This window comes from Mycobacterium sp. ENV421 (assembly GCF_002887815.1).
Classification (GTDB): Bacteria; Actinomycetota; Actinomycetes; order Mycobacteriales; family Mycobacteriaceae; genus Mycobacterium.
This window is the reverse complement of sequence record NZ_PDHO01000031.1, coordinates 15073-29106: the sequence shown is the minus strand read 5'-3', so window position 1 is coordinate 29106 and position 14034 is coordinate 15073. Positions and strand designations below refer to the sequence as shown.

Here is a 14034-nt window from a genome sequence, read left to right as displayed (position 1 = left end):
CCTACTCCTTAAGTCGTCGAGAGAACGTTACGTTGTTGGGATGGCGCCGATTCGGGCGGCGCGGTTTACCGCGGAAACCACGGCTCGCAGTGATGCCGTCGTGATCGACGTCGCGATGCCCACGCCCCACACCGTGCGCCCGCCGATCGACGCCTCGACGTAGGCGGCCGCGGCGGCCTCCTCGCCGGCCGACATCGCATGCTCGGAGTAGTCCAGCACGCTGACGTCGAAACCGACTGTGCCCAAGGCGTCGACGAACGCGGCCAGCGGTCCGTTGCCCTGGCCGGTGATCTCGGTCTCGGTGCCGTCGATCTTCACGACGGCCTCGATGACGTCGGTGCCACCGTCGACCTCGGCGCCGACCACCTTCTGGCGGATGCGCTCCAACGGGCGGATGGGGGACAGGTATTCGTCGGCGAACGCATCCCACATCTCCTTGGGCGACACCTCGCCGCCCTCACCGTCGGTGATGGCTTGGATGGCCTGGGAGAACTCGATCTGCAGCCGGCGCGGCAGCACCAGGCCGTGGTCGGCCTTCATGATGTACGCGACGCCGCCCTTGCCGGACTGCGAGTTGACCCGGATGACGGCCTCGTAGGTGCGGCCGACGTCCTTGGGATCGATCGGCAGGTACGGGACCTGCCACAGGATGTCGTCGACATCCGAATCCGCCTCGTCGGCAGCGACTTTCATCGCGTCCAGGCCCTTGTTGATGGCGTCCTGGTGGCTGCCGGAGAACGCGGTGTACACCAGATCGCCGCCGTAGGGGTGGCGCTCGTGCACGGGCAGCTGGTTGCAGTACTCAACGGTGCGACGAATCTCGTCGATGTTGGAGAAGTCGATCTGCGGATCCACGCCGCGGGAGAACTGGTTCAAACCCAGTGTCACCAGGCACACATTGCCAGTGCGCTCACCGTTGCCGAACAGGCATCCCTCGATGCGGTCCGCGCCGGCCTGGTAGCCCAATTCTGCTGCAGCAACGGCGGTTCCGCGGTCATTGTGCGGGTGCAGGCTCAGGATGATCGAGTCGCGCGGGGTCAGGTGCCGGTGCATCCACTCGATCGAGTCGGCATACACATTGGGCGTGGCCATCTCGACGGTCGCGGGCAGGTTGACGATCAGTGGCACCTCCGGAGTGGGCTGCACGATCTCGGCAACGGCGTTGCACACCTCGACCGCGTACTCCAACTCGGTGCCCGTGTACGACTCGGGGGAGTACTCGAATCGCCATTGGGTGCCGGGATATTTCGCCGCTTCCGCCACGCACAGCCGGGCGCCGTCGGTGGCGATCTTCTTGACGGCCTCGCGATCGGCGCGGAACACCACGCGGCGCTGCAGGATCGACGTCGAGTTGTAGAAGTGCACGATCGCCCGCGGCGCGCCCTGGCAGGCCTCGAAGGTGCGGGTGATCAGCTCCGGGCGGCACTGCGTCAGCACCTGGATGGTGACGTCGTCGGGGATGGCGCCCTGCTCGATGATCTCGCGGACGAAGTCGAAATCGGTCTGGCTGGCCGATGGGAACCCGACCTCGATCTCCTTGTAGCCCATGTTGACCAGCAGCTCGAACATGCGGCGCTTGCGGGCCGGGCTCATCGGATCGATCAGGGCCTGGTTGCCGTCGCGCAGGTCGACCGCACACCACAACGGTGCGTGCTTGATGACCTTGTCCGGCCACGTGCGGTCCGGCAGGCTGATTGGCTCGACTTCCTCAGCGAACGAGCGGTACCGGTCGACCGGCATCGAGGAGTTGCGCTGGGTGTTCCAGGAGGGCTGGCCATCGCGTCGCGGGCCGGCGGGGGTGGAGATGGTGCGGGCAGATACGTAGGCGTCCACTGAATCAAAGGACGGCTTGTGGGTGGTCACGATTGGCTCCGGGTGTCTTGGATTGGATTCAGACCGGCGCATCGCGAAACACCCGCGACGGGAAGCCAGTCTGGATCAGACCCCGTCGCGGCGTCCGAGGAGGAGCACCCGCTGCACAAGTCCGTACTGTACTCCGGTTGTCCCACCAGGCCAAAGCATGAGTTCAATACCAGTCCCCAGAGTTCGCTGGCAGGGTAAATTGACGACGCCGCAAGCCGTGATCGGGGGTTGTTCGTGGAATTGAGTGTTCGCTCCATGCTCGCAACGGGGGTCTCGTTGACCGCGGCCGCGACCATCGCGCTGGCGCCACTGCCCACAGATCCGCAGCCGGCCACGCGCGCCGTCCCGGTCGCCCTCACCGGCGCTTGGCAGACGCTGCAGGCGAATGTCCAGGTCGATATCGCCAGTCTCGCGTCGATGGTCGTCAACTACCAGCCCGCGCCGATCCTGACTCAGGTGGCGAAGAACTTCACCACCTATTCGCACTGGCTCGTCGGGCAGGACGGCGGCACCCCCCTGAAGATCGTGCAGACCATGAGTGATCACGCCGCGGCGGCGGCCGGCGTGGTGGCCACCGTCGCGGTGATGGCGCCGCTCAGCCTGATCGGCCCGTTCATCGCTCCCGGCGTCATGATCGTGCAGTTGATCGCCGACACCGCCAAGTACCCGTCCACCCCGGAGACTGTGCTGCAGGCGTTCATCGATGCGCCCGCGGTCTACCTCAACACCACGCTCAATTGCTGCTCCACCCCGCTGTTTCAGCTGGCCTTCGGACTGCTTAATCCGGGGCCGCTCGGCTACCTGCTGTCGATCGGGCCGTCGATCGCCAAAGCGCTGCAGATAACGCCACCCGCGGAGTCCCCGCAGCCCGTCGCTGCCACCGCTCCGAAGCAGTCCGCTCCGTCAGCTGCGTCGGCCGCCGCGTCACCGTCGGAGGCCACGAATCCGGCGGTCGGTCAGAGCCGACGGTCGGCGTCGGTCCCCGGTGCGCAGCAGAGCGTCGCACCGAGCGCTGCGAAGCGGCCCAGCGCATCGCGCACGGCCGCCGGCACCCGAAAGGTGGCCTCGGACGGCAAGGGCCGGTCGGCTAGACCTGGGAATCGGGAAACGCGATAACCGACAGGAATCGGATCGGCACTTCGATCAGATCCGCGGGACCGTGTGCGCCCTCACCGTCGATCTGCAGTGAATCGCCGGGATGCAGCCGGTACACCGAGCGGCTGTGGGCGTAGTCCATGACGCCTTCGAGCACGTAGATGAACTCCGTGCCGGGATGCTGGAACAGGGGATAGGTCGTGCTCTTCTCCGACAATGTGACCAGCAGGCATTCCAGCCGCTTGTGCTCGCCACGCAACGAGCCGAGCAGCTCGTACTCGTGACCGGCTTTCGTGCCGTTGCGCACGATCCGCGCGCCGGTACCAGCTTTGACGAAGGCGGCCGGCCGCTCCACGTCGGCGCCACGGAACAGTGTGCTCACCGGCACGTCGAACCCCTTGGCCAACAACGCGAGAGTGGACAGGCTCGGCGAGGTCTGCACGTTCTCGATCTTGCTCATCATCGCCTTGGAGATGCCGACCCTGGTCGCCATGTCGGCGACGGAAAGGCCCAACTGCTGACGTAGCTGCCGCACGTTGCGCGCGATCGCGGTCTCGAACTCCACGTCCGCGACCGGCTCGTGCGGGTCGCGATCGCGGGCGGTCCCCGATTGGTTGCGGAGCAGATCGGTCACAAGCGCACTATCGCATCTGCCCCGCACCCACATACGGATACGGGCTCTTCAGCAACTCGCCCTCGGCGAAGCGGGACAGCCGGAAATCGGTCTCGGGTATCCGTGGATCGCTGCTGCGGCCGTCGACGAGGAGGTCTGCGACCAGGCGCCCGACCGCCGGGGCGATCTTGAACCCGTGACCGCTGAAGCCGGCGGCCACGAACAGGCCGTCGCGGCCAGCGGCGGAGATGATGGGATTCCAGTCGGGCGTGACGTCGTAGCATCCGGCGTAGCTCGAGGTGATGGCCGCGCCGGTGAAACCGGGAAATCGGGTGCCCACCTTGTCGACGGTCAGATCGATGAAGTCCTCGGTGGCCCGGTTGAGGTAGTCGTCCGGATCGGCGGTCAGCACATCGGACAGGTCACTGTTGCCGAACAGCACGTCACCGCCGACCTCGGGACGCACGTATTGCAGTGAGACCAGATCGGAGAACACCGGCACCGGTCCCAGATCGACGCCCGGCGAGATCATCACGATCTGCTCGCGCACCACCCGGATCGGCACGTCGACTCCATAGGGCGCCAGGAAGGGTTGGGTCCATACCCCGGTGGCGACCACGACGCTGCCGGCGCTGATCTGCGTGCCGTCGGCCAGGTGCACCCCGGTGACGGTGTCGCCGTCGGTGAGCAGTCCGGTGGCGGTGGCGCCCTGGCGGATTCGTACACCGCTCGCCCGCGCGGCGATGGCGAACGCCTGGGCGGTCTGGTAGGCGTCGCCATACCCGCCGCGCGCTTCCCATCCGAACGCGGCGAACGATGACAGGTCGGCACACGGCCACAATCGGGCCACCTCCGCGGCGTCGATCTCCTCGGTCTGCACACCGACGGCGCGCTGCGCGGCCATGCTGCTCCGCAGCGCGTCGACGTTGGGTTCGCCGACGCCGACGACGTATCCCGTTTGGCGGAAGCCGATGTCGATTGCGTGATCTCCGAGAAATTGCTGAGACTTCTCGAACACCTCCAGGCCGACGGTGGCCATCGCGGCCAGGGAGCTCACACCGTAGTGGCAGCGCACGATACCACTGGACTTGCCGGTCATCCCGGATCCGACGGTATTGCGTTCGAGAACAACGACATCGGTGATTCCGCGCTGGCTCAACGCCCAGGCGGCGGCGCACCCTTCGATGCCGCCGCCGACGATGACGACATCGGCGGTCTCGCTCACAGCCCCGCTCCGGGAATCCACGACGTCCCCGCCAGCGGCACCCGCGCCATGGCGGCGGCTTCGATGGTCACCGCGACGAGGTCCTCGGGTTCCAGGTGCAGCAGGTGGGCCTTACCGCACGCGCGCGCGATGGTCTGGGCTTCCATGGTGAGCACCCGCAGGTAGTTGGCCAGGCGGCGGCCGCCCTCGATCGGGTCGAGGCGGGCCGCAAGCTCGGGATCCTGCGTGCTGATACCGGCCGGGTCGCGACCGTCTTGGAAGTCGTCGTAGAAACCGGCTGCGCTACCGAGCTTTTCGTATTCGGCGGCGTATTTCGGGTCGTTGTCGCCCAGCGCGATGAGCGCCGCGGTACCGATCGCCACCGCGTCGGCACCCAGAGCCATGGCCTTGGCGACATCGGCACCGGTGCGAATCCCACCCGACACGATCAGCTGTACCTTGCGATGGACGCCCAGCTCGGACAGCGCCTGCACCGCCTGTGGTACCGCGGCCAGCGTCGGGATGCCGACATGCTCGATGAACACGTCTTGAGTGGCAGCGGTACCTCCCTGCATACCGTCGACGACGACCACGTCGGCGCCCGCCGCCACCGCCAGTTTCACGTCGTAGTAGGTGCGGGTGGCACCGACCTTGACGTAGATCGGCTTCTCCCAGTCGGTGAGCTCACGCAGTTCGTTGATCTTGATGGTCAGGTCGTCCGGGCCGGTCCAGTCCGGATGCCGGCAGGCAGATCGCTGGTCGATGCCTTCGGGCAGTGTCCGCATACCGGCCACCCGTTCGGAGATCTTCTGTCCCAGCAGCATTCCACCGCCACCGGGCTTGGCGCCCTGACCGAGTACGACCTCGATGGCGTCAGCTTTGCGGAGATCGTCGGGGTTCATCCCATATCGCGACGGAAGATATTGATAGACAAGATGTTTCGACTGTCCGCGTTCCTCCGGGGTCATGCCGCCGTCACCGGTGGTGGTCGAGGTGCCGACCTCGCTGGCCCCACGACCGAGGGCCTCTTTGGCCGGCCCGGACAGCGCTCCGAACGACATGCCCGCGATGGTCACCGGGATGTCCAGGTGCAGTGGGTGTTTGGCGTGGCGGTCGCCGAGTACGACGTCGGTGCCGCACCGCTCGCGGTAGCCCTCGAGCGGATACCGCGACATCGACGCGCCGAGGAAAAGCAGGTCGTCGAAGTGCGGGAGCGAGCGTTTGGCGCCCCAACCGCGGATGTCGTAGATACCGGTCTCGGCGGCTCGTTGGATCGCCGCGATGGTGCCGCGGTCGAAGGTGGCTGACTCGCGCAGGCCGAGGCGGGCGCGGTCGTCTCTGGTGTATGTCATCTAATAAACTTCTGCGTTGTCGACGTGGAAGTGGTACAGCTGGCGGGCCGAGCCGTAGCGGGTGTAGGAGCTGGTGTCGTCGTCCTCGAATCCGGCGGCCTTGAGCAGGCGGCCGAGTTCTTCGTGGTGCTCGGCGCGCATCTCCTTGGCGATGCAGTCCGCCCCGAGCGATGCGACCGCGCCGCGAACGTACAGGCGGGCCTCGTAGATCGAATCACCCAGTGCCTCACCGGCATCGCCGCGGATCACCAGCCGTCCCGCCTGGGCCATGAACGCGCTCATGTGTCCGACGCTGCCGCCCACCACGATGTCGGCTCCCTTCATCGAGATCCCGCAGCGTGCAGCGGCGTCGCCTTCGATCACCAGCAGGCCGCCGTGTGCGGTGGCGCCCGCCGACTGGGAGGCATTGCCCTTGACCCAGACGGTGCCGCTCATCATGTTCTCGGCCACTCCGGTCCCCGCGTTGCCGTCGACGATGACCTCCGCCTGCTTGTTCATCCCGGCGGCGTAGTAGCCGACGTGGCCGTCGATCCGGACCCGGACCGGGGCGTCGACGCCGACCGCGACGTTGTGCGCACCGGCGGGGTTGGTGATCGCGACTTCACCGGACAGGCCCGGCGCGTGCAGGGCGGCGTTGACCTCGCGCAGCGGTGTGGACGCCAAATCGAAGGTCGTCACCTCGTCCATGCGTACACCACCTCCGGTTCAGGCTCCCAGATGACCGCCTTCTCGACGCCGGGAAGTCCTGCCAGCGCGCGGTATTCGCTACCCATTGCCACCCAGTCGTCGGTCTCGGCGATCACGGCAGGCTTGCAGGCGATCGCGTCGCGGACAACCGCGAACGAGTCGTGGTTGGACACCAGCAGCGTGTAGAAGCCGTCGAAGGTGGCACACAACTCCTTGAGCGCGGTCTCGACGTCGCGGCCCCGGGCCAGCTGGTCGGCCACGAAGCGTGCACCGACTTCGGTGTCGTTTTCGCTGTCGAAGATGACGCCCTGGGCCCGCAGGTCGCGGCGGATGGTGGCGTGGTTGGCGAATGAGCCGTTGTGCACCAGACACTGGTCCGGGCCCACCGCGTAGGGGTGGGCGCCGGCCGGTATCACCGCCGACTCGGTGGCCATCCGGGTGTGACCCACCCCTTGCCAGCCCTGCGCATGAGCCAGCCCCCAGGCCTCGGTGAGGGCCTTCGGATGCCCGACTCCCTTGAGCACAGCCACACTTGCGCCGAACCCGGCGATGAGCGCATGTGGGTAGTGTGCCGTGACCGCCGCGTGCAGCGCCTTGGCCGCGACATCGGCCGACACCAGCAAGGTTTCGTCGACACGGTGCACCGACACCTCGCCGAGCGCCGCGTGGAGCGCCTCGGCTATCTGATCGGGGCTGTCGTCCACGTCGAGCACCGAGACGGTGCCCTTACCCGGCGGCGACCAGCGTGGATCACCGTAGACGGCTACTCCGGCGGAATCGCTTCCCCGGTCGGACATTTCACACAGCATGCCGGTCAGCAGTTCACCGAGCCGGGGGTACAGCTGGGGGTTGCGCAGGTGCAGACCCACGATCCCACACATGGTTGTTCCTTCCTCGGGGTCAGAATGCGGTCAGGTACTGGTCGACCTCCCACGGACTGACCGCGCTGTGGTAGGCGAAGAATTCGTCACGCTTGATGCCGGCGAAGTAGGCTGCGACTCCGTCGCCGACGGTGTCGAGCACACCGGTGACCACCGGGTCACCCTCGAACTCTTCGACGGCGTGCAGCAGTGTCGGTGGTAGGGCCGTGCGGCCGTCGGTGTTGCCGATCGCGCCAGGGTCGGTGCTGCGTTTGATGCCGTCGATCCCGGCGCCGAGCGCGGCCGCGATGGCCAGATACGGGTTGGCCGACCCGTCGCCACCCCGCAGCTCCACCCGCTGAGAGTCCGGAACCCGAATGTAGTGGGTGCGGTCATTGCCGCCGTAGGTGGGCAGGCGCGGAGCCCAGGAGGCCCCGGAAGCCGTCGTCAGTGCTCCGGTTCGCTTGTAGGAGTTGACCGTCGGCCCGACGACGGCCTGCAGGGCGCAGGCGTGGTCGAGGATGCCGCCGATGAACGCATACGCGGTGGGCGACAGGCCCAGCCCGCGATCGTCGGACTCCTCGGGGAACACCGGGGTGCCGCCGCTGGTCAGTGACAGGTGCAGGTGCAGGCCGCTGCCGGTCCGATCGGAGAAGGGTTTGGGCATGAACGTGGCCACCATGCCGCGCTCGGCGGCGATCATCGACAGCAGGTAGCGCAGCGTCACCACCCGGTCGGCTGTGGTCAGCGCGTCGGCGAACTGGAAGTTCTGCTCGAACTGGCCGTTGCCGTCTTCGTGGTCGTTGGCATAGTTGGACCAGCCGAGGGTGTTCATCGCGGTCGAGATCGCGGTGAGGTGGTCATACATCCGGGTCACGCCGCGCGCGTCATAACACGGCTGCGCCGCGGTGTCCGCGGTGTCGGCGGTGGCCAGTGCGCCGTCCGCGCCGCGGGTCAGTAGGAAGTATTCGACTTCCGCGCCGACCCAGGGCTCGAAGCCGGCGTCAGCGGCCCGCTGGATCAACGACTTGAGGATGACGCGCGGCGCAAAGGGCCACGGCCGACCCTCGACGTGCGGATCGCAGTGCACGATCGCCAGGCCGTCTTTGATGAACGGAATCGGGGTGAACGACTCGGGGTCCGGGATCGCCATGAGGTCAGGGTCTTTGGGCTCCTGACCCATTGCGCCCACGGCGTATCCGGCGAAGCCGACTCCCTCGGTCGCCAGTAGATCGACGGCCTCGACGGGGACCAGCTTGGCGCAGGGCTTTCCCCGCAGGTCGACGAACAACGCGAGGATGAACTTGGTTGCTGAGGCCTCGGCCAACTCAGCGAGGGTGGCAGACATGTTCTCCAACAAGCTCTTTGGTGAATTGGGAATGCGCGAGGGGCTCGAGCCGGGCGGGGGAAGGAGTGCCACGCCCGGCTCGAGTCCGCATCAGGCGTACTCGAGCTCGTACGCCGGGTCGCGGTGGACGTGGGTGTCGATACCCTTCTCCTCTTCTTCCGAGGAGATCCGGATACCCATCGTCTTCTTGATGGCCCACGCGATGACGAATGCGATCACGAACGAATAGATCATCACCGCACCGGCCGCCACGGCTTGGCGCCACAGCTGGTCGAAACCGCCGCCGTAGAAGAAACCGTTCACCTTGTTCGGCATGGTGTCGCTGGCCAGGAAGCCGATCAGCAGGGTGCCGATGACACCACCGACGAGGTGCACGCCGACGACGTCGAGCGAATCGTCGTACCCGAACTTCTCTTTGAGGCCCACGGCGAACGGGCAGATGGCGCCCGCGACGAGGCCGAGAATGATCGCGCCGACCGGCGTCACCGAACCACAGGCCGGGGTGATCGCGACCAGGCCGGTGATGGCACCCGCCGCCGCACCGACACCGGTGACGTGGCCGACCTTGAACTTCTCCACCGCCAGCCAGGCGAGCGTGGCAGCGCAGGTGGCGACGAACGTGGTGACCATGACGATGGCCGCCGAATTGCCCGCGGCCAGAGCCGAACCGCCGTTGAAGGCATACCAGCCGGCCCACAGCAGTCCGGCGCCGAGCAGTGTCAGTGGGACGTTGTGCGGCTTGCGCAGCTTGCCCCAGCTGGCACCCTTGCCGAGCACGATGGCCACCGCCAGCGCGGCTGCACCGGCGTTGATGTGCACCGCGGTACCACCGGCGAAGTCAATTGCCTTGAGGTTGTTGGCAATCCAGCCACCGACTGCGTCCGGGGTGACCACCCCGTTGAACGCGAACACCCAGTGTGCGACGGGGAAATAGCACAGAACCGCCCACAGGGTCGCGAAGACCATCCAGGCCGCGAACTTCATTCGGTCGGCCGCCGCACCGGAGATCAGTGCGACCGTGATTGCCGCGAACAGTGCCTGGAACAACGCGAACAGACTGACCGGCAGACCGGAGATCGTGGTCTGCGACTCCAGCAGGTTCTTCATCCCGGCGAATTCGGTCAGACTGCCGACGAAACCGCCGTAGGACGTACCGAACGTCATGGAGAAGCCGAACAAAATCCAGAGCACGCCGACGATGGCCACAGCGCCGAACGTCATCATCATCATGTTGGTGGAGCTCTTGACCGAGACCATGCCGCCGTAGAACAGCGCCAGGCCCGGGATCATCATCGTCAGCCCGATGATGCAACACAGCATGAATGCTGTGGTCCCTGTATCCATCTAATCTCCTGCGGGTGGGCGGCCCGTCCATGGTTGGGCCGTTCACCGGCAGTGAACGATGTTTCTGTTACGTAGACACCCTCGTGGTGTTGCCGCCGCGTTAAACGTTGACGCTTCGCTACGCTGGGCGACCATGCACCGACGTCCGCGCTGGGTCCTCACCATCACCGTGGTGGTGATCGCGGTCGGCTTCGCCATTTATTCGAAGTGGTTCGACGGGCCGCCGGAGAAGTGCAAGCCGGTGATCGACTTCCTGGACTTCAGCCGATCTCAGGCGGCGAAGATCGACTCCAAGGGCAACGAGGGTGTGCCGACCGTCGCCGAGGACACCGCCTACAAGGACTGGGCCGACGGCCTGGCCGAGCGGGCGCAGAAGGTGACCGATCCGGGGTTGGCCGCCCAGGCCACCGAGGTGGCGCAGCTGGCCAACCAGTTCGTCAGCGGGCTACCGACGCTGCGGTCGCAGACCCAGAACCGCGCGCCCGGCGCCCCGGCGCCGCCTCAGGTCTACGAGATGTCACTGCTCAACGACCGGATCGTCGCCAAGCTCGGCGAGCTGCGCAAGACCTGCTCCTGACGACGGCCATGCTCCTGACGACGGCCATGCTCCTGACCAGTTGAGCACGATCTCCTCGAGCGGCAGCCGCTCCCGCGGCCGGCCGTCGCGTTCGGCGATCTCCGGCGGCAACTGTGCATAGTCACCGAGAGCGCCGACGGCCACGACCGCCAGTGGGCGCACCCCGTCCGGCAGGTTGAATGCGGTGCGGGCACCGTCGACGTCGAAGCCGGCCATCGGATGCACGATGAGGCCACGGGCGACGGCTTCGACGGACAGATTCGCGATGGCCGCACCCGCATCCACGGCCGCGTAGAGCGCCGTGCGCTCGTCCTCGCCCTCGTCGGCACACACCAGGATCAGCGCGCCCGCGGCGTGGGCGTAACTGTTGCCGCGGCGCAGGAACCCGGTGAGCGTGGTGAACGCCGCGTCGCCCCGCCGCCCCACGACGAAGCGCACGGGCTGTCGATGTCCCCAGGTCGCGGCCCACCGGGCCGCCTCGATCAGTGCGATCAGCTGCTCCGAGGTGACCTCGGCGTCGGGGTCGAAAGCCCGCGGACTCCACCTGTCGGCGATCGGCGGGTGGATCGGCACCCGGGTCCGGGCATGACGTTCGCGGAGCGGGTCGGCGCGTTGGTCAGGCACCGCCGCGACGTTACGCGCCGATCGGGCCGGAAAAAGCAGGTGCTGCGACCCCTTATCCTTAGAGCCGACATCCCACTCTTTCGAAAGGGCAGACAGTGGCGCTCGTCGTGCAGAAGTACGGCGGATCCTCGGTGGCCGATGCCGACCGGATCCGGCGCGTCGCCGAGCGCATCGTCGAAACCAAGAAGGCCGGTAACGACGTCGTCGTGGTGGTCTCGGCGATGGGCGACACCACCGACGAACTGCTGGATCTGGCCAAGCAGGTCTGCCCGGCACCGCCCGCCCGTGAGCTGGACATGCTGCTGACCGCGGGCGAGCGGATCTCGAACGCGCTGGTCGCGATGGCCATCGAGTCGCTAGGGGCGCAGGCCCGGTCCTTCACCGGATCGCAGGCCGGTGTCGTCACCACCGGCGCCCACGGCAACGCCAAGATCATCGACGTCACGCCCACCCGGCTGCGATCCGCGCTCGACGAGGGACAGATCGTTCTCGTCGCCGGCTTCCAGGGCGTGAGCCAAGACACCAAGGACGTCACGACGCTGGGCCGCGGCGGCTCGGACACCACCGCCGTCGCGCTGGCGGCCGCCCTGAATGCCGACGTCTGCGAGATCTACACCGACGTCGACGGCATCTTCACCGCCGACCCGCGCATCGTGCCCAATGCCCGTCGCCTGGACACCGTCAGCTTCGAGGAAATGCTCGAGATGGCGGCCTGCGGCGCAAAGGTGCTGATGCTGCGCTGTGTGGAATACGCCCGTCGCTACAACGTTCCGATTCACGTCCGGTCTTCATACACCGACAAGCCCGGCACGATCGTCACAGGATCTATCGAGGACATCCCCATGGAAGACGCCATCCTGACCGGAGTTGCCCACGACCGCAGTGAGGCCAAGGTCACCGTTGTCGGGCTGCCCGACGTACCCGGCTACGCCGCAAAGGTGTTCCGTGCGGTTGCCGACAACGACATCAACATCGACATGGTGCTGCAGAACATCTCCAAGGTCGAGGACGGCAAAACCGACATCACGTTCACCTGCCCGCGCGACATCGGGCCGACGGCGGTGGAGAAGCTCACCGCACTGCAGGGTGAGATCGGTTTCACCAAGGTGCTCTACGACGACCACATCGGCAAGGTCTCGCTGGTGGGCGCCGGGATGCGCAGCCACCCGGGTGTGACCGCGACGTTCTGCGAGGCGCTGGCCGAGGTCGGGGTGAACATCGAGCTGATCTCGACATCCGAGATCCGAATCTCGGTGCTGGTCAAGGACACTGAGCTGGACAAGGCCGTTGCCACGTTGCACGAGGCGTTCGGTCTCGGCGGCGATGAAGAAGCCGTCGTCTACGCCGGGACGGGTCGGTAGTCATGGTCAACATCGGTGTTGTCGGAGCCACCGGCCAGGTCGGCCAGGTGATGCGCACCCTGCTCGAGGAGCGGGACTTCCCGGTCACCAGCGTGCGGTTCTTCGCCTCGTCACGGTCGGCGGGCAAGAAGCTGCCGTTCCGCGGCCAGGAGATCGAGGTCGAGGACGCCGAGGCCGCGGATCCCACCGGCCTGGACATCGCGTTGTTCTCGGCCGGCGCGACGATGTCGCGGGTACAGGCGCCGCGGTTCGCTGCAGCCGGTGTGGTCGTGATCGACAACTCCTCGGCGTGGCGTAAGGATCCCGAGGTGCCGCTGGTGGTGTCCGAGGTGAACTTCGCGCGTGACGCGGGCAATCGGCCCAAAGGCATTATCGCCAACCCGAATTGCACCACCATGGCCGCGATGCCGGTGCTCAAGGTGCTGCACGACGAAGCCCAGTTGGTGCGGATGATCGCCTCCACCTATCAGGCGGTGTCGGGCAGTGGGCTGGCCGGTGTCGACGAGTTGGCCACCCAGGCCCGCGCGGTGATCTCCGGGGTCGAGGAGCTGGTGCACGACGGGTCGGCGCTGGATTACCCGGCTCCGGTGAAATATGTTGCGCCGATTGCGTTCAACGTGGTTCCGCTGGCCGGGTCACTGGTCGACGACGGCTCCGGTGAGACGGACGAGGATCAGAAGCTGCGCAACGAGAGCCGCAAGATCCTGGGCATCCCGGAGCTTGCCGTGTCCGGGACGTGTGTGCGGGTTCCGGTGTTCACCGGGCACTCACTGTCGATCAACGCCGAATTCGCTGAGCCGATTTCGCCGGAGCGGGCCACTGCGCTGCTCGACGGTGCCCCCGGGGTGAAGCTGGTCGACGTCCCCACGCCGCTGGCTGCTGCCGGGGTGGACGAGACCCTGGTGGGCCGGATTCGCCAGGATCCCGGCGTGCCGGACGGCCGTGGCCTCGCACTGTTCCTTTCGGGTGACAACCTGCGAAAAGGTGCTGCCCTCAATACGATTCAGATCGCCGAGCTGCTGGCCGCCGAGCTCTAGGATTGGTCCCCCTTGCGCCGAAACCGACGTTTGGGCGTGAAACTGCGAGTGGCGTGCGCCATTTCGTCG

The 14034-nt window shown here is 66.8% G+C and carries 13 protein-coding genes; 4 read left to right on the top strand and 9 right to left on the bottom strand.

The genetic code is table 11. The features are described 5' to 3' along the window. Positions 1-27: 27 nt before the first annotated feature. Positions 28-1905 carry a 2-isopropylmalate synthase gene (leuA, locus tag CRM90_RS24850; protein ID WP_233209495.1) on the bottom strand — a complete coding sequence of 626 codons (1878 nt, stop codon included), beginning with the start codon at positions 1903-1905 and terminating at the stop codon, positions 28-30. A gap of 213 nt (positions 1906-2118) precedes the next feature. Between leuA and CRM90_RS24845 the strand changes: the two genes are divergently transcribed. Next, the gene (locus tag CRM90_RS24845; RefSeq protein WP_142391448.1) at positions 2119-2979 is read left to right on the top strand and encodes a hypothetical protein; all 861 of its coding nucleotides are present in this window, start codon (positions 2119-2121) and stop codon (positions 2977-2979) included. Here the strand turns inward: CRM90_RS24845 and CRM90_RS24840 are convergent. The 7 genes from CRM90_RS24840 to CRM90_RS24810 form a co-directional block, all read right to left on the bottom strand. After that, on the bottom strand, positions 2951-3625 hold the full coding sequence (locus tag CRM90_RS24840) for a helix-turn-helix domain-containing protein (protein WP_199190043.1): 675 nt from the start codon (positions 3623-3625) through the stop codon (positions 2951-2953). The genes CRM90_RS24845 and CRM90_RS24840 overlap by 29 nt on opposite strands. Continuing rightward, on the bottom strand, positions 3600-4796 hold the full coding sequence (locus CRM90_RS24835; RefSeq protein WP_102809569.1) for an NAD(P)/FAD-dependent oxidoreductase: 1197 nt from the start codon (positions 4794-4796) through the stop codon (positions 3600-3602). Before CRM90_RS24835 ends, CRM90_RS24840 begins: the two co-directional genes overlap by 26 nt. Then, positions 4793-6127 (bottom strand): FMN-binding glutamate synthase family protein, encoded by a 1335-nt coding sequence (locus CRM90_RS24830; protein ID WP_102809568.1) that lies wholly within the window; start codon positions 6125-6127, stop codon positions 4793-4795. Before CRM90_RS24830 ends, CRM90_RS24835 begins: the two co-directional genes overlap by 4 nt. Then, positions 6128-6814 (bottom strand): protein glxC, encoded by a 687-nt coding sequence (locus CRM90_RS24825; protein WP_102809567.1) that lies wholly within the window; start codon positions 6812-6814, stop codon positions 6128-6130. Further along, a complete protein-coding gene (locus tag CRM90_RS24820; protein WP_102809566.1) occupies positions 6802-7695 on the bottom strand; it encodes a class II glutamine amidotransferase domain-containing protein in 894 nt (297 codons plus the stop codon). The genes CRM90_RS24825 and CRM90_RS24820 overlap by 13 nt, the downstream gene beginning before the upstream one ends. 19 nt (positions 7696-7714) lie before the next feature. Next, a complete protein-coding gene (glnT, locus tag CRM90_RS24815; protein WP_102809565.1) occupies positions 7715-9022 on the bottom strand; it encodes a type III glutamate--ammonia ligase in 1308 nt (435 codons plus the stop codon). 90 nt (positions 9023-9112) lie between these two features. Then, positions 9113-10366: an ammonium transporter gene (locus CRM90_RS24810; RefSeq protein ID WP_102809564.1), complete on the bottom strand. Its 1254-nt coding sequence runs from the start codon at positions 10364-10366 to the stop codon at positions 9113-9115. Between the two features lie 133 nt (positions 10367-10499). On the opposite strand from CRM90_RS24810, the gene CRM90_RS24805 reads away from it, so the two are divergent. Continuing rightward, the gene (locus CRM90_RS24805; RefSeq protein WP_102809563.1) at positions 10500-10943 is read left to right on the top strand and encodes a hypothetical protein; all 444 of its coding nucleotides are present in this window, start codon (positions 10500-10502) and stop codon (positions 10941-10943) included. On the opposite strand, the gene CRM90_RS24800 is transcribed toward CRM90_RS24805, so the two are convergent. Further along, positions 10884-11567 carry a nitroreductase family protein gene (locus CRM90_RS24800; protein ID WP_102809562.1) on the bottom strand — a complete coding sequence of 228 codons (684 nt, stop codon included), beginning with the start codon at positions 11565-11567 and terminating at the stop codon, positions 10884-10886. The two genes, CRM90_RS24805 and CRM90_RS24800, sit on opposite strands and share 60 nt — an antisense overlap. A 95-nt stretch (positions 11568-11662) precedes the next feature. Between CRM90_RS24800 and CRM90_RS24795 the strand changes: the two genes are divergently transcribed. Together CRM90_RS24795 and CRM90_RS24790 are read left to right on the top strand one after the other, a co-directional pair. Next, positions 11663-12928, top strand: coding sequence for an aspartate kinase (locus CRM90_RS24795; RefSeq protein ID WP_102809561.1), 1266 nt, complete (start codon positions 11663-11665; stop codon positions 12926-12928). A 2-nt stretch (positions 12929-12930) separates the two neighbouring features. Beyond that, positions 12931-13965 carry an aspartate-semialdehyde dehydrogenase gene (locus CRM90_RS24790; RefSeq protein WP_102809560.1) on the top strand — a complete coding sequence of 345 codons (1035 nt, stop codon included), beginning with the start codon at positions 12931-12933 and terminating at the stop codon, positions 13963-13965. Positions 13966-14034: the final 69 nt, after the last annotated feature.

Bases quoted from the DNA above. Each gene is read 5' to 3' on its own strand.
- glnT (WP_102809565.1), bottom strand. From the start codon at position 9,022: ATGTCTGCCACCCTCGCTGAGTTGGCCGAGGCCTCAGCAACCAAGTTC.
- CRM90_RS24820 (WP_102809566.1), bottom strand. From the start codon at position 7,695: ATGTGTGGGATCGTGGGTCTGCACCTGCGCAACCCCCAGCTGTACCCC.
- CRM90_RS24825 (WP_102809567.1), bottom strand. From the start codon at position 6,814: ATGGACGAGGTGACGACCTTCGATTTGGCGTCCACACCGCTGCGCGAG.
- leuA (WP_233209495.1), bottom strand. From the start codon at position 1,905: ATGCGCCGGTCTGAATCCAATCCAAGACACCCGGAGCCAATCGTGACC.
- CRM90_RS24845 (WP_142391448.1), top strand. From the start codon at position 2,119: ATGCTCGCAACGGGGGTCTCGTTGACCGCGGCCGCGACCATCGCGCTG.
- CRM90_RS24805 (WP_102809563.1), top strand. From the start codon at position 10,500: ATGCACCGACGTCCGCGCTGGGTCCTCACCATCACCGTGGTGGTGATC.
- CRM90_RS24790 (WP_102809560.1), top strand. From the start codon at position 12,931: ATGGTCAACATCGGTGTTGTCGGAGCCACCGGCCAGGTCGGCCAGGTG.
- CRM90_RS24830 (WP_102809568.1), bottom strand. From the start codon at position 6,127: ATGACATACACCAGAGACGACCGCGCCCGCCTCGGCCTGCGCGAGTCA.
- CRM90_RS24810 (WP_102809564.1), bottom strand. From the start codon at position 10,366: ATGGATACAGGGACCACAGCATTCATGCTGTGTTGCATCATCGGGCTG.
- CRM90_RS24840 (WP_199190043.1), bottom strand. From the start codon at position 3,625: ATGTGGGTGCGGGGCAGATGCGATAGTGCGCTTGTGACCGATCTGCTC.